Origin of the sequence: uncultured Bacteroides sp., assembly GCF_902491285.1 — a bacterium.
Lineage (GTDB): Bacteria > Bacteroidota > Bacteroidia > Bacteroidales > Bacteroidaceae > Bacteroides.
Window position 1 is genome coordinate 57,603 of sequence record NZ_CABUHK010000014.1, and the last position, 20,941, is coordinate 78,543.

A 20,941-nucleotide genomic window follows, 5' to 3' on the forward strand; every position below is an offset into this window, starting at 1 on the left:
GATGAACAGAAGTATAGAAGACACCCCGATTGTGTTTATCGGTGCGGGAAACCTGGCCACCAACCTGGCAAAAGCACTCTACCATAAAGGCTTCCGCATAGTGCAGATATATAGCCGGACTGAAGAATCCGCCCGTGCCTTAGCCGGACAGGTGGAAGCAGAATATACCACCGACTTACAGGAAATCTCGAAAGAAGCCAGATTGTATATCGTATCCTTGAAAGATGCTGCTTTTGTAGAGCTATTGCCCCAGATAACGGAGGGCAAACCGAACGCCTTGTTGGTACACACGGCAGGAAGTATCCCGATGAGTATTTGGGAAGGATATACGGAGCGCTACGGAGTGTTCTATCCGATGCAGACATTCAGCAAACAGCGTGAAGTCAAATTTCAAGAGATACCCTTCTTTATTGAAGCCATAAGGCCGGAAGATGCGGAACTTCTGAAAGCTATCGCCGCCACTCTTTCGGAGAATGTTTATGAAGCCACTTCCGAACAGCGTAAGAGCCTTCACCTGGCTGCTGTTTTCATCTGTAACTTCACTAATCATATGTATGCGCTGGCAGCGGAATTGCTTGAGAAATATAACCTGCCTTTCGATGTCATGCTTCCGCTGATTGATGAAACGGCGCGTAAAGTACACGAACTGGCACCTCGTGATGCACAAACCGGGCCGGCTGTACGTTATGATGAAAATGTGATAAGCAATCATCTTGCGATGTTGGCGGACTCTCCGGCATTACAGGAAATATATAAACTAATGAGTAAAAGTATCCATGAGCACCATCAATTATGATTTATCCCGTATCAAGGCATTAGCTTTTGATGTAGACGGAGTATTGAGTTCAACCACAGTTCCGCTGCATCCTTCAGGTGAGCCGATGCGTACTGTGAATATCAAGGACGGATATGCTATCCAACTGGCTGTGAAAAAAGGGCTTCATATTGCCATCATCACCGGTGGGCGGACAGAGGCGGTACGCATCCGTTTTGAAGGCTTGGGAGTGAAGGACTTATATATGGGCTCTGCGGTGAAGATACACGATTATCGTGCCTTCCGTGACAAATACGGATTGGCTGACGATGAAATATTATATATGGGAGATGACGTACCCGATATTGAAGTGATGCGGGAATGTGGGCTTCCCTGCTGTCCGAAGGATGCCGTGCCGGAAGTGAAATCCGTTGCGAAGTACATCTCTTATGCAGACGGTGGCTGTGGCTGTGGGCGTGATGTTGTGGAGCAAGTCTTGAAAGCTCATGGCTTGTGGATGGCACAAGACGCCTTTGGCTGGTGATAAAATTAATGATATGATTGGTATCAACAAACAGTATTTCCAATCATGAATAGTAAATTATCCAATCGTAAATGAAACAATGCTTGATAATCTAAAGAAATATCAGATCATACTGGCCTCCAATTCACCTCGTAGAAAAGAGCTGATGTCGGGCTTGGGAGTAGATTATATAGTCAGGACATTACCTGATGTAGATGAGTCCTATCCCGATACCTTGGCAGGTGCGGAGATACCGGAATTTATCGCCCGTGAAAAAGCTGACGCCTATCGTGCCATGATGCAACCGGGCGAATTGTTGGTGACGGCGGATACCATCGTCTGGTTGGACGGGAAAGTCCTGGGTAAGCCGGAAGGTAGGGAAGGGGCTGTTGAGATGCTTCGTACGCTTTCGGGAAAATCCCATCAGGTCTTCACGGGTGTTTGCCTGACCACTACCGAATGGCAAAAGAGCTTTACCGCCTCTTCCGATGTACAGTTCGATGTCTTGTCCGAAGATGAAATCCAATATTATGTTGACCGTTACCAGCCTATGGATAAGGCAGGCGCTTATGGCGTTCAGGAATGGATTGGTTATATCGGAGTAAAATCTATTTCCGGCAGCTTCTACAATATAATGGGACTCCCCATACAAAAACTGTACGGGGAGCTAAAGAAATTATAGTTAATAAGTTGAATCCTGAACCTCAGGAAGAAATCCTGTATCTCAGGAAAGGCGGAAAACTAGATTAAATCCAGCATCAAAGGGATATCCTCTTCTCGAACACCCTGTTTGAGGAGAGATTCCTCATCTTTATGGAACATTTCAAGGAACCGTTCCCGGTTTCCGCTGGCTGTAATCGCCTTTCCGTAGAAAACAGCCGCTTTCTGGATATCTCCCATCACCCAGGCAACGTGTCCGGCGTTCATATAGTCGATAGCCAATGGCTTCTGTTCGATGATTTTCTCGTAATACTTCATCGCTTGTTCGTATTTTTGGCTGATGAATGAACACCATCCGATGCCACGCCATGCTTTTACACAGTTGTTTTCGATGAAATCCAGTTTGAAGAAATAATTCAGCGCTTCCTCATATTGTCCCATTTCAGCCAGACAGCTACCGATGTGGAAAGTAACATTCACATCTTCCGGTGCAATCTCTTCCACCTTTTTATAATAGGTGAGAGCCGCTTGGTAATTTCTGTTTAACCGATAGCAAATAGCCAGGTGGCGATTGTTCCAGATATTATCCGGCTTCAATGTATCAGCCTTCAGATAGGCTTGGATAGCTTCTGCGTATTTCTTTCTTTTCTGTAGCGCATATCCGAATTTCTGATAATACTCCGCACAGTCTTCTTCAAACTCACCGATAGCCTCCAACTCCTCAAAAATCTCGATAGCCTCATCCCAACGTTCCTTTGACAAATAGAAATCGGCAATAGGGAATAAAACATCTTCCCAAGACAATATATTGTCGAGTGCGGGAACATGATGGAGATCGAGCTTCTCTTTAAAAATATCCCTGAACTCCTTGCGGCGTACACTGAGCTTGAAGAAACGGTAAAGGTCATGCAGATACTGGTTGCTGACTGTCCCCGGACGTTCATTGAACCGCTTCATTGTCTCGGCGTTCGATTTTTCTGCCAATTCAGCCACCTGCTGTTCGTTGAGTTGGCTCAACATCATATCCTGCTGCATCTGTGGCAACTGGTGGATGGTAAAGAACAACGAATATTTGTCACTATTGCTGAAAAATCCCGACTGGAGAATCAAATCCAGTAAGCTGCTTCCCTGGTTTCCCGTTTGTTTCAGTGATTTAAGTACATTAGACTGCTGCTTGCTGAACGGATAAAACCAGTTCTGCACTTCGCGGAAGAACGGATAATTCTTCAAAGCGGCAAACGTGCTCATATATACATCGGCTCCTTCCAACTGGAGCTCGTTCATTTCACGCAATTTATCTCCCAGTCCCGACTTTTCGAAAGCATCTTCCCAATCCGGGTTCTTGTCATCATTCTCTTCGTCATTTTCCTCAAAGCCGAACCTCATATTCTTCATCGAAGAAACATTCTTCAGCATTTCGGGAATAATCTCTTCCCGCATCTTCTTGTCGATTTTCTCCGTCTCCTGACACAGTAGCATCTGGCGATAGATACGTGCGACGTCATCGATGAAGGAAGGGATTTCTTCCATGAGATCCACCCGCTTGATAAGTTCCGGATAGAAAGTGAGCCGGTTTCTGTAAATGTGGAAAATAATCATCGCACCTACTAATGCCCGCTGGCTGACGTTGACATTCGGATGGCGGTATGCGTCGAGCAGCCACATGATTTTCCGCATATCGAAACAGTCCATCAAACTCAATGTGACAGCACTGACGAACAGGCATAAATCGTCCCCCGGAAGTAATTCCGATGCCAGCATGGCTTGTGCTTCTTCTTCGTCCTGTGTAGTCCATGAACTGTTTGTCCATGTTCTTATGAACATAAATTTGAGTGTATCTTCATGTCGTTTCAGAACTTCATCCATCTTTTCGTCAGATAGTAATCCGCTGACTGCCAAGTCGTCATTAAATGACTCCAATATATGAAGTATTGTTTTAATACCGTAGCCCGACAATTCCGGTGATACGGGAGTGCGGCGCACCTCATGGTAATATCTTGATGAAGCGTTATCCAACATGAGCAGCCGCGATTGGTCGGCGATACCCCATGTGTCCGCCACCATTTTCTGAAACAGATTCCACCGTTCCGGGTCGTTTGCGCCTTGTCTCATATAGTCCAGCATGTACTTGTATGAGGTCTGCAATTGCTCCAGGCGGGTACGTAAATCCCAGTCGGGGCACTGCCACAACAAGGATTCCAGTTGCATCAAGGCTTCCTTGAGCCTTTTATCTTCAAGTAAGGTACGTATATATGCGTATTGTTCATTAATCGTTTTTTCGTTCATTGTGATTTAATTATTTATTTTTTCCAATCCAGGTCAGGCGTTTCCAAAGACCCTCAAAAGGGCCGTGTTTATGATGGCGGAGCCACCACGAACAGAATACCATTTGTAATAGAACAAAAAGGATGCCAAAAAGGAAACTGTATGTAATTCCTAAATACCGTCCCAGTTCGAATCCCCAATGATAGAACAAAAGCGAACCGAAAATTGATTGTCCGAGATAGTTAGTTAAGCTCATTTTTCCATAAGTTGTGAAACGCATGAAGAAACTACGGTCTTTCACGTGATAGAAAGTCAGCAATAATCCCGTCACCAGCAATACCATAAAGCTGAGGTTGCTGAATGAACTTAGGATAAGCTGCAACGGTACAAGTATGGCACTTCGTTCTATAAACTCCGGCAACATATTGTTGATTCCGTAGATAGGGAAGAAGCAGAGAAGGGAGAAAGCCAGTGCCTTCAGCCATAAGCGTTCGTTCTTTTCGCTGTACAGGAAATATTGGCGGCGCCCTACAAGCATACCGAACAGAAATAATCCCGGTGTTTGCAGGATGCGTCCGTGTTCCAGCGCCCAAGTCATATTGGCTAGCTGCCCTTCCCACATATTCATACGAACCGTTTCGAGGAATGTCCCGTTCTTCTGCACATCGAACGCGATGCCGAAATAATAACGTGCAAGGCTTTCTCCTGCCACATAGTCAGGATTGCATACAGCATAAATCAGTTTCACCCAGTCGATGGGCTGAAGAATAAGCAAGGTGGCGAAGATGAGGACAGTACGGTCGCTCATCCGGCAGAATATCGGCAGGATAATTCCAAGAATGGCATACATCGTCAATATCTCTCCGGTGAAGAAAGCCGCGTTGAACTGTCCGATAATAAACAGAATGAATAATCTCCATAAGAACCGCAGGCGGAAATCCTTTCCTCTCCGCTGCTGGTTATTGTCTTGGATATAGAAGCTAAAACCGAAAAGCAGGGCGAATACCGCATACGCTTTATTGCTGAATGCGAAGAATAATCCTCTCCAGATGGCTTGGTCGGTGAAGTTCATCCATTCAAAAGGAACCTCTTTCGGAAAAGAGTAGAAATTGAAATGTTCGATACTGTGCAAGAGGATAATTCCCATTACTGCTAATCCCCTTAATACGTCGGCAACGTCAACTCGGGCGTTTGGTTCGGCGATTTTGTGTTCCATGATTTTTAGTTTCTGTTATTAATTGGTTTGTATTCTAATTATCTTATCTCCGGTATTACCTCTGATTTAAGCGGTGCTTGGAATAAAAACTGTATTACACGCCTGCAATGTAGTTATTCTGTTTGAAATCGACAGCTTTATTCGGGGTAAGTGGTTGTATTTGATTATGGTTGATACTTATCAAACAAGGGCAACTCTTTTCACAAAGAATTGCCCTTTTATTTCACTATTGTAAAAATTAGCTATAAACTTTCTTATTCTTGAATAGCAGCGATACCCGGAAGAACTTTTCCTTCGATTGCTTCAAGCAATGCGCCGCCACCAGTTGAAACATAAGATACGCCGCTAGCCAGGCCGAACTTGTTGACACAAGCTACAGAGTCGCCGCCACCAACGAGTGAGAATGCACCGTTCTTGGTTGCTTCAACGATAGCTTCTCCTACTGCACGTGAACCGTGAGTGAAGTTTTCAAATTCGAATACGCCTGTAGGGCCGTTCCAAAGGATCGTCTTTGATTCTTTGATAACGTTAGCGAATATTTCTTCAGTCTTAGGACCGATGTCAAGACCTTCCCATCCGTCAGGAATTTCGTCAACCGGACAGAATTTAGTATTTGCTTCGTTAGAGAAAGCATCAGCGATTTTAGCGTCGACAGCCAAGACAAGGTTAACGCCTTTTTCTTTCGCTTTCTTGATTAAGTCCAAAGCCAGGTCAAGCTTGTCGTCCTCGCAGATAGAGATACCGATCTTACCGCCCATTGCTTTAGTAAATGTATAAGTCATACCGCCTGCGATAATCAGGTTGTCTACCTTGTTCAACAGGTTTTCGATGATTTCGATTTTGGAAGAAACTTTAGAGCCACCCATGATAGCAGTGAACGGACGTTTGATGTCGTTCAATACTTTATCAACAGCTTTCACTTCTTTCTCCATCAAGTAACCGAACATCTTGTTGTTTACGTCGAAATATTTAGCGATCAATGCTGTGGAGGCATGAGCACGGTGAGCAGTACCGAATGCGTCGTTAACGTAGCAGTCAGCGTAAGAAGCCAATTTCTTGGTGAATTCTTTCTGGCTTTCTTTTACAGCTTTCTTAGCAGCAGCTTTTTCTTCGTCAGTTGCGTCTTCAGCCAGACCTCTTGGCTTGCCTTCTTCTTCAGCGTAGAAGCGAAGATTTTCGAGCAACAGCACTTCGCCCGGTTGCAGAGCAGCAGCCTTTACAGCAGCTTCTTCACCCATGCAGTCATTAGCAAACTGAACTTCAACGCCCAGTAATTCAGACAGGTGCTTGATGATATGCTTCAAGGAGAATTTATCGGCAACGCCTTTCGGACGGCCCAGGTGAGAGCCAATGATGATGCTACCGCCGTCTGCCAGGATCTTCTTCAAAGTAGGAAGAGCTGCACGCATACGAGTGTCATCTGTAATGTTGAAGTTTTCGTCCAGGGGTACATTGAAGTCCACGCGAACAAATGCCTTTTTACCGGCAAAATTGAATTTGTCAATTGTCTGCATAATACTCTATTTTTATTTAAAAGTGTTTTAAAATTCTTCTTTTAGAACGACCGCAAAGTTACTATTTATTTCGGTTCCCTGCTATTAAATCGTTATTTATTCTTGCCTTTTGATGCCTCTTTTGTAACTTTATACGTGTTACAGAAATATTTGCACATCATTTGCAAACCACAGGTGTCACATTTCGGAGTGCGTGCCTGGCAAATATAACGACCGTGCAGGATGAGCCAGTGATGAGCGATCGGTACAAGTTTTTCCGGGATATTCTTCATCAGTTCCTTTTCTACACTGAACGGAGTCGTACAACTGTCCGGCACCAGCCCGATACGGTGGCTGACGCGAAACACATGTGTATCAACCGCCATTGCCGCCTTGTTGAACACCACGGACTGAATGACATTCGCCGTCTTTCTTCCCACACCGGGCAGTTTTATCAAGTCGTCCATATTGTCCGGCACCTGGCTATTGAAGTCATTGACCAGCATCTTTGCCATGCCGACCAGATGTTTCGCCTTATTATTCGGATAAGACACACTCCGTATATATTCAAAAACTACTTCCGGAGTAGTGGCAGCCAATGCTTCCGAAGTCGGAAAATCTCTGTACAGGGGCGGGGTGATCATATTCACCCGCTTGTCTGTACATTGTGCGGAAAGGATTACGGCAATCAATAATTCATACGGATTGTTGTAATGTAATTCTGTTTCGGCCACAGGCACATTTTCCTGAAACCAGGCGATTACTTTCTCATAACGTTCTTTCTTTCTCATCGTAGTTTGTTTTTATGGTAATGAGGCGTTACTTTGATCTTGAAATAGATAGCGGAAACCACCGTCAGGCAGGCTCCGAAAAGATAAGCTTTGTCAAATGTGCTGATTTCTGCGATATACCCTCCGGTCAGCATCCCGATACCGATTCCCACGTCCCAGGAAGTAAGATAGGTAGAAGTCGCCGTACCCCGTTGATTGTTAGGGGCGAGATTCACGAACAACGTATTGAATGCCGGAAACATAATTCCGAACCCAACGCCCATCAGCAATGCGATGCCGAAAAACAAAACCGTGCATACGGTATCATTCCACTTAATCAGATACACGCAGCCCGAAAGCAGGAAAAAGCTGAACACAACCAGATACAATCCGGCAGCTATCACCTGCGTTATTTTCCCCCTGTCTACCAGCTTGCCAGAGAATATCCGTGAGATAGCCATGCCGACCGCCATAAAAGTAAAGAAGAATCCCGTTTGTGCATGGATACCTATCTCATGGGCATACATCGCCACATAATTGGTTGTCATGCCGTAAGGAATGGAAAGAAGCAGCAAGCTAAGTCCCGCCGGCATCCCTTTCAGCAGGATAAAGCGGTCGAGTGAAATCGGTTCCCTTTTCACAGGGGGCTTATAAGGCGTTTTTATCAGACTTGCACATAGAAAACCTAAGATACAAGAACCGAACGCATAGCAGAATATCGTTGCAAAGGAAACTCCTGCATCATGCAGGAATAATCCGAACATCGGCCCGATGGACATCGCCGTATTGTTTGTAAGCCCGTAATAACCTAATCCTTCCCCTCTGCGTGAAGAAGGCATAATGTCGATTACCACTGTATTTCCACCTACCGTGACCATCCCGAAAGAGACACCGTGAATGATTCGGAATATAATAAATAGGGTGAGCGAACCGGCAATAAGATATCCCCCGAACATCATCATAAAAATGAAGTAAGCGAAAAGATAGAGAGGCTTGCGGGCAAAAGTATCGAGCAGATAACCGGAAAAAGGACGGATGCAGAGTGCCGCTACCGTATAGCAGGAAAGCACGATACCGATAGTTGAGTTTCCGGCCTTAAAAAATTCGGATAAATAGAACGGCAAAACAGGAATCAACAACCAAAAGCCGAAGTAGAGCAGGAAGTTGGCTGCCAAGATGAAACAATAACTGGAAGTAATGAGTCTATCCTTTGCCATGTAGTTAGTGATTAACGGAATAGTGATTAGTGATTAATGCCTGCGGTTGTATTGCGCAGCCGGCTAATCGTTAATCACTAACCACTATTCACTTTTATTTAATATGCCGCTTCGAATTCTTTCAGGAAGCGTGTATCGTTTTCAGAGAACATACGGAGGTCTTTCACCTGATATTTCAAGTTCGTGATACGCTCGATACCCATACCGAGAGCATAACCGCTGTACACCTTGCTGTCGATACCGTTGGCGTCGAGCACGTTCGGGTCTACCATACCGCAACCGAGGATTTCCACCCAGCCGGTGTGTTTGCAGAACGGACAACCTTTACCGCCGCAGATATTACAACTGATATCCATTTCGGCGCTGGGCTCGGTGAACGGGAAGTAGGAAGGACGCAAACGTATCTTCGTATCCGCGCCGAACATTTCCTTGGCGAAAAGCAACAATACCTGTTTCAAATCCGTGAATGATACATTCTTGTCTACGTACAACGCTTCTACCTGATGGAAGAAACAGTGTGCACGGTAGCTGATAGCTTCGTTACGATATACACGTCCCGGGCAGATGATGCGGATAGGTGGTTGTGAAACTTCCATCACGCGGCTTTGTACGGAAGAAGTATGCGTACGCAAAACTACGTCCGGGTGAGCTTCGATAAAGAAAGTATCCTGCATGTCGCGTGCCGGATGGTCTTCGGCAAAGTTCAGTGCCGAGAATACATGCCAGTCATCTTCAATTTCAGGACCTTCAGCGATGCTGAATCCCAGACGGGCGAAAATATCAATGACTTCGTTCTTTACAATTGTAAGCGGGTGGCGTGTACCCAGTTCCACGGGATAAGCCGAACGCGTCAAATCCAGTCCGTCGCAACCGTTGTCCTGACTTTCAAACTGCTCTTTCAGCGCGTTGATTTTATCCTGCGCCTTGTTTTTCAGCTCGTTCAGTCTCATGCCGACTTCCTTTTTCTGTTCGGCGGCTACGTTACGGAAATCCGCCATTAAGTCGTTAATGGCTCCCTTCTTGCTAAGGTATTTGATGCGGAGAGCTTCGAGTTCTTCGGCATTGGAGGCGTGCAAGGCTTCCACCTCTTTCAGAAGTTGTTCAATCTTAGCTATCATATTCTTGATATATTGTTATTCAGTTTCTTGGTAAAAACCTTGCAAAGATATAATATTTATTTCAGTTGGTGAAATCTATATAGACGTTTTTGTAGAGCAGTTTACTTTAGGTTCGGATTTAGGATGGCATCCTCGTAGGGATAGGGAACATACATCTTGCTGTCATCCCACGTGCCCGTAACGGGTACTATTTCTTTTCTGAAAATCTTGGAACCTTCAACCACTTCGATTGCCGGGTTTTCCTTGCGATATTCAAAATGGTCTTTGTACCGGTACATTCTGAACATATCTCTTGCCCGGCTTGCAACGCCGCCCCAGTAATATCCGGCCATTTCCCAACCGTGTTCGTTGTAGGCTGCTTCCGCTAGTTCCTCGGGACTCATCGTTTCTTTATAAATATCGGATTCTTTACCATCAGCTCTGTTACGTACCTTATTTAATACTTCAACAGCTTTGGCGTTGGTCTGTCCCGATCGTCCTGTTGCTTCGGCATACCAGCAATATACCTGCGAAAGACGTATCAACTGGAATGTCTTTTCGCCTGCAGCATTGACCAGTCCGGGATTCTTATAATCAAATTCCGTCCCGCGTACGGCTCCTTCCACAGTCTTCATGAAAACGGGCGCGACTACTTCGCGGGAGGGGGGATCGGTATCGTACCACCAGTCATGCAGCTCACCGTCATTCAACATGATTTTTGGGAAATAAGTGGCGTCTTTGCGCGGCCCTTCCGGAAACTCCTTCCAAAACTTGATTTCCCCGTTTGTGTCACCCCATCCGCCTTGTTTCATGTCTTGCAGAAAGTCGGTCAAGGGGGCTGACTGGTTAGTCTGATCCCTGTTGTAATAGATACCTAGCAGGAGTTCCGTATTTTTATTATTGTATTCCCATGAATATACTTTGCTGTATTCGTCCAGCAGTTTATAGTCATAAGTGCCATCCTCGGTGCCGTCAATAACTTCTTTTGCTTTGCCGGCGGCCAGTTCATAATATTCCGTACCCTTGTTGAGCGGCCATCCCGCCATGCACATATAAACATAAGCCATCGTTGCTTTCACGGCTCCCCGGCTTACGGCGATATTGAATCCGTTTCTCGCATAAGGCTCTTTGGTGTACTTTATGGGGCAGTCGGTTTCTGCAATTTTCAAGTCGGACACGATTAGTTCATATACTTCCTCTTCCGTTTTCAGCGGAGCGTTGTAATTGATTTCCTCTTCCAGCATGATGGGCACTTTTCCCCAAGTTGTCACCAGGTAGAAATAAGAATACGCTCTCCAGTAATGTGCTTGTCCGATGGCTGCCTTGATTTCTTCATCCGACACGTCGGGAGTGCGTCCGGCATTGTTTATGATAAAGTTGGCTGCCTTGATAACTTTGAAACGCTGTTCCCACATGCTGGACAGCCATGAATTGTTATCCTTTACATCAAACTGGTCATGTTCCCTAAGCGGTTGCTTGTTGCTGGAAGGGTGGGTGGAAATATCATCGCCGACCAGAAAGTTTGTGCCGCAAAGGTTGTTGCTGGCTTGCGAACTTGCTATCACGGAGTATAATGCAGTCAGTGAAGCATCGAGGTCTTCTTTGTTGCTGAAGAAATTTTCTGAGGTCAATTGCCCTTTAGGGTCTTCTGTCAGGAAGTCGTTGCACGATGCCAGGCATAAGCCTGCGAAAACGAATGGCAATGTCCTTCTGATATATTTATATGCTGTTTTCATCTTGTTCTTTTTTATTGGTTCAATGGTTAAAATCTGATTTTAGCACCGAAAGTAATTGTCCGGGGGATAGGGTAGGCACCGTAATCCAGACCGTCGTAGCTGGTATAAACTTCGGGATCCATTCCCTTGTAGCGGGTGATTGTAAAGAGATCCTGCGCGCTGACGGACAATTGTATACTCGCAAACTTGGCAACCCGTCTCGGGATACGGTATGAAATGCTGATGTTCTTCAATTTGACGAAAGAAGCGTCTTCCAGCCAGAAGTCCGAGTTGGCGTAATTCTTGCTGTCGGTGTTGGTAAGGCTTGGATAGGTTGCTTCCGCCTTGTTGCTTACGTGATCCCAACCTTTGAAGTAAGCGTCCCGCAGGGTGACGAAACGTGAGTTGCCTGTCATGGATGCTGCCGTGTAACGGCTGATGTTCAGACGGTTGTATCCGGTAGCGGCATTGAAGAAAACATTGACAGTCCAGTTTTTCCAACTGATTGTATTGTTCCATCCCAGTGTCCATTTCGGGCTTGCCTGTCCTTTGATTACCAAATCTACGGAAGTAGGGTTGGTGGTCAGGCTGCCGTCCGCTTTCTGATAGAGGTTGGCGCCTTTGTCATCGAACCCTTTCCATTGATATACGTAGAAAGAACCCATCGGATAGCCGGGTTTCATGATTTGCATCGCGCCGCCCAAGTCACTATAATTGGCTGTCAGGACGAAATCGCTGCCGGCAAGGTCGGTTACTTCATTCTTTACATAAGCGGCATTGAAGCTTGTTTCCCAGGTTACGGTTCCTTTCACCGGGAAGGTGTTGACGGAAAATTCAATTCCCGTATTGTTCAATTCGCCTTGGTTCACCCAATAAGTGCCGCCGCCGTTGTACTTGGGCACTTGTTTTTGGAAGAGCAGGTCTTTGGTCATTTTCTTGAACCAGTCGAATGTAATGTTGAAACCGCCCAGACTCAGGTCTATACCGAGGTCATACTGATAAGTCTTTTCCCAAGTGATGCCGGGTGTCGGGAACTGGTTGCCCCAATATCCGGTGAAAGCGGTAGAGGTTCCCCAGCCATAAGCTGCGCTCGACAGCATTCCTAATGTGCTGTAAGCGGCAATGTCCTGATTACCGGTGACACCGAAACTGCCTCTTAGCTTTAGTTGTTCCAGTACGTGCTGGTCGCTCATAAATCCCTCTTTTGCTATGTCCCAGGCTACTGCTGCGGATGGGAAATAGCCCCATTTGTTGCTTCCCTGGAATTTGGAAGAACCGTCGGCTCTCAATGCGGCAGTGATGAAATACCGCTTCTTGTAGTCGTAGTTGGCACGTATGATGCCTGAAGCCAGGGATGCTTCGGTGTACGAGTTGCTCGCGTTCCTTATGGCTGCGTTGGCGATATTCCAGTATCCTACACTCTCGTTATTCAGATTGGAGCCGGTAGCCTGCAAGCCCGTATCCCATGAACGGCTTATTTCCCATACGGCCATTGCTGTGACGCTATGGTCGCCGAATTGTCTTTGCCAAGTCAGGTTGTTGGTGTTTTGCCAGTAATTGTGCGTATTGCTCGTATTGCTCATGCTGTTGATTGCGCCCGGTGCTTCCAGTTTCGACTTGAAAGAATATGAAGGACTGTGGTCGTAATCATAACCGCCCTGCACTGAGAGGGTAAGACCTTTCATGATTTTAAATAAAAGGGTCAGGTTTGCATTGAGGTTATAGCTGTAACTGTCGCTGTAATTCACCATCAACTCTCCATATGGGTTCGAACCGTTGGCGATGTTGTACGGGTCTCTGTTGTATACGCCGGTTTCCGGGTCTTTCATTTCCATTGTAGGTGAGAAATTGGTGATATGAAGCCAGTTGGCGCCATCGTTGTGCTTGTGCAGACTGCTGGCGTTCATCTTCGCCGATATTGTCAGCCACGGTTTTACGTCTGCGTCGATGTTTGCCCGGATACCGTAACGTTTGTAGTCCGTTTCGATGGTGACGGCTTCCTGATCCAATACATTTCCGGAAACAAGATATTTCACTTTGGCATTTCCGCCCGATATGCTTAGCCGGTAATCCTGCGTGACACCGGTGTGGGTGATAAGGTCAGTCCAGTTGATTCCTTTCGTCCCGTTCTTGTAAGCTTCGAGGTCTCCGGCCGGGATGGTGGACGAACCGCGGATATCGTTCAGTGCCGTTGCATACTCGTATGCGTTCAGTAAGTCATATTGTTTTCTTACGGTGGAAAGACCTACGGAAGCATCGAACGTAATGCTGGCTTTTCCCTCGGTGCCGCCTTTGGTGGTGATTAATATGACACCGTTTGAACCCCGCGAACCGTAAATGGCGGTGGAAGAAGCGTCTTTCAGCACTTCCATTGACTGGATATCGGAGGGGTTGATGCCGTCCAGACCGCTGGAAGAGATGATTCCGTCTATCACATACAAAGGGTCGCTGCTTTTATTGATAGAAGTAGTACCCCGTACACGCACCTTCATACCCGCTCCCGGCACACCGCTTGTTGCGGTGACTTCCACACCGGGGGTACGGCCTTGGAGTATATTTTCCACCCGTTTCACCGGCTGGTTCTTGAACTGCCTGGTCGATACGCCCGAAACGGAACCTGTCAAGTCGCTTTTCTTAACTGTTCCGTATCCTACTACCACCACTTCGTCAAGTAACTGATTGTCTTCTTTCAGTATGATATTGAGAGTTGTTCTTTTTCTCACTTTTATTTCCTGCGGATGGTATCCGATGTAAGAAATAACAAGGGTCGCTCCTAGTGGGGCTTCCAAAGTAAACTTACCGTCCATATCACTGGTGGTTCCAGTCTCTTCACCTTTTATTAATACAGAGGCTCCGATGATTGTTTCTCCTTGTTCATCATAAATGATTCCTCTTATTTTTCTGTCGTCATCTCCCTGGACTTCCTGTATTTCCGTTGCTTGTGCTTCAGGCATACTTGTAGCCTGCGAAAATAGATGAGATGGTAAAAGAAACATAAAAAGAATACTTAATAACCATTCGTCTTTCCTTATTACTTTCATGTTTGATTAAGTTTAGATTTATTATAGGGGTTGAATCCTGTTAATATTTAACAAGTAGCATGCCAAAATACAGTATATAATATGTGCTTGAAGTGAAACTTGTTGATTTTTAGTGATATATAATTAAATGGAAACGAGGTAAACATCTTTGAACTGTAGAATGGCCTGTTGTGGAATTGTGTAAAAATTCCACAGTGTTATGTGGCGTATTCCACATTCCTGGGATATAAAGCCGGTGATTCGCTCCCTTTTCTTTATTATGTTTGTCACACAGGGTAAATGTTTGAGTAAGATGTTTTTATTCAACTACATTTTTTTCATGTGTCATCGAAATTATTTGTATCTTTGCCAACGATACGTACCGAAAATCCGGCAACTTATGAAAAAGATTGTTTTCACTTTTCTGCTTTTGACCTTTTCTTTTCGCCTTGCGGCTCAGATAGATTATTTGGAGCCGGTGCGACCTTTTTCTACTTATAAAGGTGAGTTGGGCGAATATTATCGTAGTGTATTTTCTTTACTAAATACGGGCTTTCAAAAACAACCTTATGCGTGTTTTGTGGCTATCCCTTCCTTTTCACCCGAATATGCGATGTCGGTTGAGAAGAAGAACGGACGTTATACTTTGATTTCAAATACCTTGTCGCGCACCTATTGGCAAGCGGAGAAAGGGACGGTGAAAGTGGAAACCAAATCGGTGGTAATCAGTGCATCGCTTTACCAGTCTTTGGGTGCTATTTTCCGTTTAGTCACGGAGCAGATTCAGGATTTGGATGGTTCCAGTGCAGGTTTGGACGGGGTGGTGTATTATTTCTTCTCTACCGATGCGAAAGGGAAGGAGCAGATGGGGCGCAAGTGGTCGCCCGCCAAAGGAACTTTGATGGAACGGCTTGTATTGGTTTGCCAGTCGGCATATATGTTGTCCAAAGGTGAGAATATTTCGGAGCCGACCTTGGCGGAAGAGGCTGCTGCCTTATTGAAAAAGTTGCAGCAACGCAGCAAGGAAGAACCGGATGCATACAAGAAACCGATGTATGTAGGTATTTATCAGGTGGGCCCCCGTTCGCAAACGCTTTCCGGAAAACAAGTGGAAGAACTGGCTCATTTCCCGGATATGAGTGCGGAAGAATATATTGCTGAGCAGATGATTTATCCGGCAAGTCTTTTGGAAAAGAATGTCTCAGGATATGTGTTGTGTGAATTTACTATTGACAAAGAGGGAGTTATCCTTCGTCCGCATATCCTTCGCTCCACCCATCCGGAATTTGCGGAAGAGGCGCTTCGTATTGTAAAAGGGATGCCGAAATGGTCGCCTGCTTTTGTCGGGGGGAAACCATCGGATAGCAATTATACCCTGTATATTCCTTTCCGACCAAAAAGCTATCGTGCAAAATAAGTATCCTCTACACAAAGTTTGAAAAACATAAAACATCTGCCATCTGCAACAAAATTGGAATAACCGATTGAACTTTAGATGGTTACAGCGTTGCAGATACCTGTTGCAGTTGTGTTGCAGATAAAGTATCTGCAACATTACTTTTTCTGTTAGTTTATAGTAAGTAGTCAATCATTTGTCGTCGTTATAGGGAAGTCATCAGGACATACGGTCTAATCACCCGTTTCCTGCCAGGAAACTCCAGTTCCAACGGTCGAAACTCTAGTTTCTGTGGTAGGAAACTGGAGTTTCCAAGGCTGGATACTTTAGTTTCTAACGCTTGAAACTAAATGTATCAAGGTATGAAACTGTTTGTTTCAAAGCATGAAACAGAAATTGCCCCTAGTATAATAACAATTCCGCTTTCTTCAAAAATCATTAAAACAACAAACTTTTCTTGCTCCTGATTGTCTTATAGCCATAAACTTTTAAAAATGAAAACTTATGGATGATATGATTAACAGACATGATTCGATTGCTGAAGAGAATATCGAACCGAATGGTCGTCCGGCTACGAACGAATTTGAAGAGTGGAGCGGTGAAGTTGCCGACCGTGCCGACAATGTGTTCAAGAATGATACAAAAGACGCTACTGTCAAGGATCGTAAGAAACGTATAAAGGAAATGGATGAAGTGATAAAAAAAGACCTTGAATAAAGGTCTTTTTTTATCACTTCATAATGATTTCTGTTTGTATATTCTTTGAAATATTATTATCTGATTCTAGTTTAGGAAGCAGTTTACTTACTTTAGCTTTGTTCTTCTCCCATTGATTGGGGTACACTTCACATCTTGTAGATATACGTACTTGTTCGTTTTTGATTCTTACTATGAAGTAAACCATTGTTGGTTTTGTCCCTTTAGGTTTTACTAGGTTATAGTAGGGGGGTATTTCTTGGACAAAACATTGTTTGATTTCATTGTTTGAAACCATTGTTTCAGTTTTCTTAATAGAATCATTGTTTGATGTTTTAGATTGCATAATAGGACGTTATTTAAGTATATAGGCATAAAAAAGGCACACAGTTGCTACTGTATGCCTTATTTGTGGAGCGTATCGGACTCGAACCGATCACCTTAACACTGCCAGTGTTACGCTCTAGCCAGATGAGCTAACGCCCCTTTTCAACCTTATATGATAACGTTTGTAAACGAATCTTTTTTGTTGGCGCAAATATAATGCAATATTCTGAAATAATTGCTATGTTTGCGGTAAATAATTGTTTGAAAAAAAAATATGCTGATTTATAATACTACTTTTCAGGTGGACGATGAGGTTCACGATAACTTTTTGATTTGGATAAAAGAATCCTATATCCCTGAAGTACAGAAACACGGAACGCTGAAAACGCCGCGCATTTGCCGGATCCTGAGCCATCGGGAAGATGGAAGTGCTTATTCGTTGCAGTGGGAAGTAGAGAGCAGCGGATTGCTGCATCGCTGGCATTTGGAACAGGGAGTGCGTTTAAATGACGAATTGACAAAGATATTTAAGGATAAGGTAATCGGGTTTCCGACATTAATGGAGATAATAGAGTGATTCAGCCGGTAAAGGAAAAGATAATCCTGGGGATTGACCCTGGTACTACAATCATGGGATATGGAGTTCTGAGAATAAAAGGAACCAAACCGGAGATGATTGCCATGGGGATTATTGACTTGCGCAAATTTGCCAATCACTACTTGAAACTGCGCCATATCCACGAACGGGTATTGGGCATTATTGAAAGTTATCTGCCTGACGAACTGGCTATTGAAGCTCCTTTTTTCGGTAAGAATGTCCAGTCTATGTTGAAACTGGGACGTGCGCAGGGGGTAGCGATGGCGGCAGCGTTGAGCCGTGACATTCCTATCACCGAATATGCTCCCTTGAAAATAAAGATGGCTATTACCGGTAACGGGCAGGCATCGAAAGAGCAGGTAGCGGATATGTTACAGCGGATGCTTCGTCTCTCGAAAGAGGAGATGCCTGTCTTTATGGATGCGACGGACGGTCTGGCTGCTGCCTATTGCCATTTTCTGCAAATGGGACGCCCTGCTGTAGAGAAAGGATACAGCAGTTGGAAGGATTTTATAGCGAAGAATCCGGATAAGGTAAAGTGACCGTACAGGTTAGAAGGTAATCAACAAGCGAAAATCGTTATCACAGGAACAGGAGAGTATAAGATGGGAATTAATTATTCAGCAATAGTAGGGGTGACTACAGTGGCGACAGTTATGAGTTGTTCTTCAGCGAAAAAGGAATATGCTTCCTTCGAGCTATATCCGGTTCGTCCGGGAAGTCTTACGGAAATGGAATATGCGCCGGAGGCTACCAAGTTCACTCTCTGGTCGCCGACAGCGGAAGAAGTGCGCCTGATGCTTTATGATGAAGGCGAAGGCGGACATGCCTACGAAACAGTAAAGATGGAACCCGGTGAAAACGGAATCTGGACGATTGTAGTAGACAAGGATTTGCTCGATAAGTTCTATGCTTTCAACGTGAAAATCAACGATAAATGGCAGGGAGACACACCGGGTATTAACGCTCATGCTGTCGGAGTGAACGGAAAACGCGCCGCTATCATTGACTGGAAAACGACGAACCCCGAAGGGTGGGAGAGCGACCGGCGTCCGCCGTTGAAATCTCCTGCCGACATGATTATCTACGAAATGCACCATCGTGACTTTTCCGTCGATTCTACTTCGGGAATAAAGAACAAAGGAAAATACCTCGCATTGACCGAACACGGCACGATGAATTCGGATAAGCTGCTGACCGGCATCGACCACCTGATTGAGTTAGGAGTGACACATGTGCATCTTCTGCCTTCCTATGACTATGCTTCCGTAGACGAAACAAAACTGGACGAAAACCAGTATAACTGGGGATATGACCCGCTGAACTACAATGTTCCGGACGGTTCGTACGCAACAGACCCTTATCAGCCTGCTACCCGTGTGAAAGAATTCAAGCAGATGGTGCAGGCATTGCACAAAGTCGGTATCCGGGTGATAATGGACGTAGTCTACAATCATACCTTTAATACAGTGGAGAGTAACTTTGAACGTACCGCTCCCGGTTATTTCTACCGTCAGAAAGAAGACGGCACGTTGGCGAACGGTTCGGGATGCGGCAACGAGACGGCAAGCGAACGCCCCATGATGCGTAAATTTATGATAGAATCTGTCCTCTACTGGATGAAGGAATATCATATTGACGGTTTCCGCTTTGACTTGATGGGAGTTCATGACATTGAGACTATGAACGAAATCCGTAAGGCGGTGAATGAAGTAGATCCTACTATCTGTATCTATGGGGAAGGTTGGGCAGCCGAGACTCCCCAATATCCTGTAGATTCGCTGGCAATGAAAGGAAATGTCGCCCATATGCCGGGAATAGCTGTTTTCTCCGATGAATTGCGTGACGGACTCTGCGGGTCGGTTTGGGAGAAGGCGAAAGGAGCTTTTCTTGCCGGAGTTCCGGGGGGAGAAAATAGCGTTAAGTTCGGTATTGTCGGAGCCGTAGAACATCCGCAGATACGTTATGATTCGGTGAATTACAGTCAGAAGCCGTGGGCGGAACAGCCTGTTCAAATGATTAGCTACGTCTCTTGTCACGATGGATTATGCCTTACAGACCGATTGAAAGCGAGTATGCCGGGGATTACTCCCGAACAGCTTGTCCGTCTTGATAAATTGGCGCAGACGGTAGTCTTTACTTCGCAAGGTATCCCGTTTATCTATGCCGGAGAGGAAGTGATGCGTGACAAACAGGGAGTGGACAACAGCTATAAGAGCCCGGATGCAGTCAACGCCATTGACTGGAGACGCAAGACGACGAATGGAGACGTTTTCATGTATTACAAGCGGTTGATTGATCTTCGTAAATCTCATCCTGCCTTCCGTATGGGAGATGCGGACAAGGTTCGGAAGCATTTGGATTTTCTTCCCGTAGAGGGCAAGAATTTGATTGCGTTCCATCTGAAAGACCATGCGAACGGGGATCGTTGGGGCGATATTGTTGTAGCCTTTAACTCCCGTACTACTCCCGCCCGTCTTGAAGTGCCTGCCGGCAAATACACAGTCGTGTGCAAAGACGGCGTGATAGACGTCCGCGGACTGGGAACGCAAACCGGACCGGAAGTGATTGTCCCCGGTCAGTCTGCGCTGATTATGTATAAGTAAACCTTACTTCTATGCTGGCTTTGACGAGCCGGCTTTTAATTTCCGCATATACAGGTATGCTGCCTGCACCTGCTTTTTAAGGCCTGTCTTAGCTTGGATGTAATATGATAAAACGTATTTGTAACATTCAGGAGATACCTATCTGCTTTGTTATGCGACACGTACGAGACTGAATGCCTACGTCAAAATTGCCATATAGAGCCGACATTATGTAGTATCCAGCCATCTATTTCATGTTCAGTATTGGCTTGGTTCATTTTCATGCGGTATTGAAAACAAACTTTTAGCACGGTTTTCCTGTAAATAGATAAGAAAAGTGCTTATCCTGTGATAAAATTGTTACCTTTGCGGTCAAAAATAAAACAGAATATAAGAAATATGAGCCAAAATACATTTAGCATGGCGGGGGGCGTTGCACGCAACCCGCTTGTGCGTTTGGATAAACCTGTCACGGCAACTATCGGTGCAGATGAACATATAGCCATTGTAGGCCCCAATGGAGGTGGCAAGAGCCTTTTTGTAGATACATTGACCGGAAAATATCCGCTACGTGAAGGAACACTCCAGTATGACTTTTCCCCTTCCGCT

The 20,941-nt window shown here is 45.3% G+C and carries 18 protein-coding genes and 1 tRNA gene; 9 read left to right on the forward strand and 10 right to left on the reverse strand.

The window, feature by feature from the left end:
• The first annotated feature begins 1 nt into the window (after position 1).
• The 3 genes from RDN93_RS05585 (at position 2) to RDN93_RS05595 (ending at position 1,959) form a co-directional block, all read left to right on the forward strand.
• A complete protein-coding gene (locus tag RDN93_RS05585) occupies positions 2-796 on the forward strand; it encodes a DUF2520 domain-containing protein (RefSeq protein WP_308744596.1) in 795 nt (264 codons plus the stop codon).
• A complete protein-coding gene (locus RDN93_RS05590; RefSeq protein ID WP_044656069.1) occupies positions 777-1,298 on the forward strand; it encodes an HAD family hydrolase in 522 nt (173 codons plus the stop codon). The genes RDN93_RS05585 and RDN93_RS05590 overlap by 20 nt, the downstream gene beginning before the upstream one ends.
• A 79-nt stretch (positions 1,299-1,377) precedes the next feature.
• The gene (locus tag RDN93_RS05595; protein ID WP_308744581.1) at positions 1,378-1,959 is read left to right on the forward strand and encodes a Maf-like protein; all 582 of its coding nucleotides are present in this window, start codon (positions 1,378-1,380) and stop codon (positions 1,957-1,959) included.
• A gap of 59 nt (positions 1,960-2,018) precedes the next feature.
• Here RDN93_RS05595 and RDN93_RS05600 read toward each other — a convergent pair whose 3' ends face one another.
• From RDN93_RS05600 to RDN93_RS05635, 8 genes are all read right to left on the reverse strand, one after another.
• A complete protein-coding gene (locus tag RDN93_RS05600) occupies positions 2,019-4,223 on the reverse strand; it encodes a tetratricopeptide repeat protein (RefSeq protein WP_308744582.1) in 2,205 nt (734 codons plus the stop codon).
• 10 nt (positions 4,224-4,233) lie between these two features.
• Positions 4,234-5,418, reverse strand: coding sequence for a DUF418 domain-containing protein (locus RDN93_RS05605; RefSeq protein WP_308744583.1), 1,185 nt, complete (start codon positions 5,416-5,418; stop codon positions 4,234-4,236).
• A 254-nt stretch (positions 5,419-5,672) separates the two neighbouring features.
• On the reverse strand, positions 5,673-6,932 hold the full coding sequence (gene pgk, locus RDN93_RS05610; protein ID WP_308744584.1) for a phosphoglycerate kinase: 1,260 nt from the start codon (positions 6,930-6,932) through the stop codon (positions 5,673-5,675).
• A 92-nt stretch (positions 6,933-7,024) separates the two neighbouring features.
• Positions 7,025-7,702, reverse strand: coding sequence for an endonuclease III (nth, locus tag RDN93_RS05615; protein ID WP_308744585.1), 678 nt, complete (start codon positions 7,700-7,702; stop codon positions 7,025-7,027).
• Positions 7,699-8,898 carry an MFS transporter gene (locus RDN93_RS05620; RefSeq protein ID WP_308744586.1) on the reverse strand — a complete coding sequence of 400 codons (1,200 nt, stop codon included), beginning with the start codon at positions 8,896-8,898 and terminating at the stop codon, positions 7,699-7,701. The genes nth and RDN93_RS05620 overlap by 4 nt, the downstream gene beginning before the upstream one ends.
• A gap of 98 nt (positions 8,899-8,996) precedes the next feature.
• Positions 8,997-10,016 carry a phenylalanine--tRNA ligase subunit alpha gene (pheS, locus tag RDN93_RS05625; RefSeq protein WP_308744587.1) on the reverse strand — a complete coding sequence of 340 codons (1,020 nt, stop codon included), beginning with the start codon at positions 10,014-10,016 and terminating at the stop codon, positions 8,997-8,999.
• A 101-nt stretch (positions 10,017-10,117) separates the two neighbouring features.
• Positions 10,118-11,731 (reverse strand): RagB/SusD family nutrient uptake outer membrane protein, encoded by a 1,614-nt coding sequence (locus tag RDN93_RS05630; RefSeq protein WP_308744588.1) that lies wholly within the window; start codon positions 11,729-11,731, stop codon positions 10,118-10,120.
• A gap of 26 nt (positions 11,732-11,757) precedes the next feature.
• Positions 11,758-14,751, reverse strand: a complete 2,994-nt coding sequence (locus tag RDN93_RS05635) for a TonB-dependent receptor (protein ID WP_308744589.1) — start codon at positions 14,749-14,751, stop codon at positions 11,758-11,760.
• A 379-nt stretch (positions 14,752-15,130) separates the two neighbouring features.
• On the opposite strand from RDN93_RS05635, the gene RDN93_RS05640 reads away from it, so the two are divergent.
• Positions 15,131-16,147: an energy transducer TonB gene (locus tag RDN93_RS05640; RefSeq protein ID WP_308744590.1), complete on the forward strand. Its 1,017-nt coding sequence runs from the start codon at positions 15,131-15,133 to the stop codon at positions 16,145-16,147.
• Between the two features lie 483 nt (positions 16,148-16,630).
• Positions 16,631-16,843: a hypothetical protein gene (locus RDN93_RS05645; RefSeq protein ID WP_308744591.1), complete on the forward strand. Its 213-nt coding sequence runs from the start codon at positions 16,631-16,633 to the stop codon at positions 16,841-16,843.
• Positions 16,844-16,856: 13 nt separating this feature from the next.
• On the opposite strand, the gene RDN93_RS05650 is transcribed toward RDN93_RS05645, so the two are convergent.
• Both RDN93_RS05650 and RDN93_RS05655 read right to left on the reverse strand, forming a co-directional pair.
• Positions 16,857-17,168 carry a hypothetical protein gene (locus tag RDN93_RS05650; protein WP_308744592.1) on the reverse strand — a complete coding sequence of 104 codons (312 nt, stop codon included), beginning with the start codon at positions 17,166-17,168 and terminating at the stop codon, positions 16,857-16,859.
• A gap of 66 nt (positions 17,169-17,234) precedes the next feature.
• Positions 17,235-17,308 (reverse strand) — tRNA-Ala (locus tag RDN93_RS05655).
• Positions 17,309-17,423: 115 nt separating this feature from the next.
• Between RDN93_RS05655 and RDN93_RS05660 the strand changes: the two genes are divergently transcribed.
• The 4 genes from RDN93_RS05660 to RDN93_RS05675 all read left to right on the forward strand — a co-directional run.
• On the forward strand, positions 17,424-17,726 hold the full coding sequence (locus RDN93_RS05660) for a DUF4286 family protein (protein WP_024988766.1): 303 nt from the start codon (positions 17,424-17,426) through the stop codon (positions 17,724-17,726).
• Positions 17,723-18,289, forward strand: coding sequence for a crossover junction endodeoxyribonuclease RuvC (gene ruvC, locus RDN93_RS05665; protein WP_308744593.1), 567 nt, complete (start codon positions 17,723-17,725; stop codon positions 18,287-18,289). Before RDN93_RS05660 ends, ruvC begins: the two co-directional genes overlap by 4 nt.
• A 63-nt stretch (positions 18,290-18,352) precedes the next feature.
• Entirely contained in the window at positions 18,353-20,353 is a 2,001-nt protein-coding gene (gene pulA, locus RDN93_RS05670) for a type I pullulanase (protein WP_308744594.1), read from the forward strand.
• Between the two features lie 378 nt (positions 20,354-20,731).
• Positions 20,732-20,941, forward strand: a 210-nt coding sequence (locus RDN93_RS05675) for an ATP-binding cassette domain-containing protein (protein WP_308744595.1), incomplete at its 3' end; no start/stop codon positions are given.

Bases quoted from the DNA above. Each gene is read 5' to 3' on its own strand.
- RDN93_RS05600 (WP_308744582.1), bottom strand. From the start codon at position 4,223: ATGAACGAAAAAACGATTAATGAACAATACGCATATATACGTACCTTA.
- RDN93_RS05660 (WP_024988766.1), top strand. From the start codon at position 17,424: ATGCTGATTTATAATACTACTTTTCAGGTGGACGATGAGGTTCACGAT.
- RDN93_RS05635 (WP_308744589.1), bottom strand. From the start codon at position 14,751: ATGAAAGTAATAAGGAAAGACGAATGGTTATTAAGTATTCTTTTTATG.
- nth (WP_308744585.1), bottom strand. From the start codon at position 7,702: ATGAGAAAGAAAGAACGTTATGAGAAAGTAATCGCCTGGTTTCAGGAA.
- RDN93_RS05585 (WP_308744596.1), top strand. From the start codon at position 2: ATGAACAGAAGTATAGAAGACACCCCGATTGTGTTTATCGGTGCGGGA.
- RDN93_RS05630 (WP_308744588.1), bottom strand. From the start codon at position 11,731: ATGAAAACAGCATATAAATATATCAGAAGGACATTGCCATTCGTTTTC.
- RDN93_RS05590 (WP_044656069.1), top strand. From the start codon at position 777: ATGAGCACCATCAATTATGATTTATCCCGTATCAAGGCATTAGCTTTT.
- RDN93_RS05640 (WP_308744590.1), top strand. From the start codon at position 15,131: ATGAAAAAGATTGTTTTCACTTTTCTGCTTTTGACCTTTTCTTTTCGC.
- RDN93_RS05605 (WP_308744583.1), bottom strand. From the start codon at position 5,418: ATGGAACACAAAATCGCCGAACCAAACGCCCGAGTTGACGTTGCCGAC.
- pheS (WP_308744587.1), bottom strand. From the start codon at position 10,016: ATGATAGCTAAGATTGAACAACTTCTGAAAGAGGTGGAAGCCTTGCAC.
- RDN93_RS05645 (WP_308744591.1), top strand. From the start codon at position 16,631: ATGGATGATATGATTAACAGACATGATTCGATTGCTGAAGAGAATATC.
- RDN93_RS05595 (WP_308744581.1), top strand. From the start codon at position 1,378: ATGCTTGATAATCTAAAGAAATATCAGATCATACTGGCCTCCAATTCA.
- pulA (WP_308744594.1), top strand. From the start codon at position 18,353: ATGGGAATTAATTATTCAGCAATAGTAGGGGTGACTACAGTGGCGACA.
- RDN93_RS05620 (WP_308744586.1), bottom strand. From the start codon at position 8,898: ATGGCAAAGGATAGACTCATTACTTCCAGTTATTGTTTCATCTTGGCA.
- pgk (WP_308744584.1), bottom strand. From the start codon at position 6,932: ATGCAGACAATTGACAAATTCAATTTTGCCGGTAAAAAGGCATTTGTT.
- RDN93_RS05650 (WP_308744592.1), bottom strand. From the start codon at position 17,168: ATGCAATCTAAAACATCAAACAATGATTCTATTAAGAAAACTGAAACA.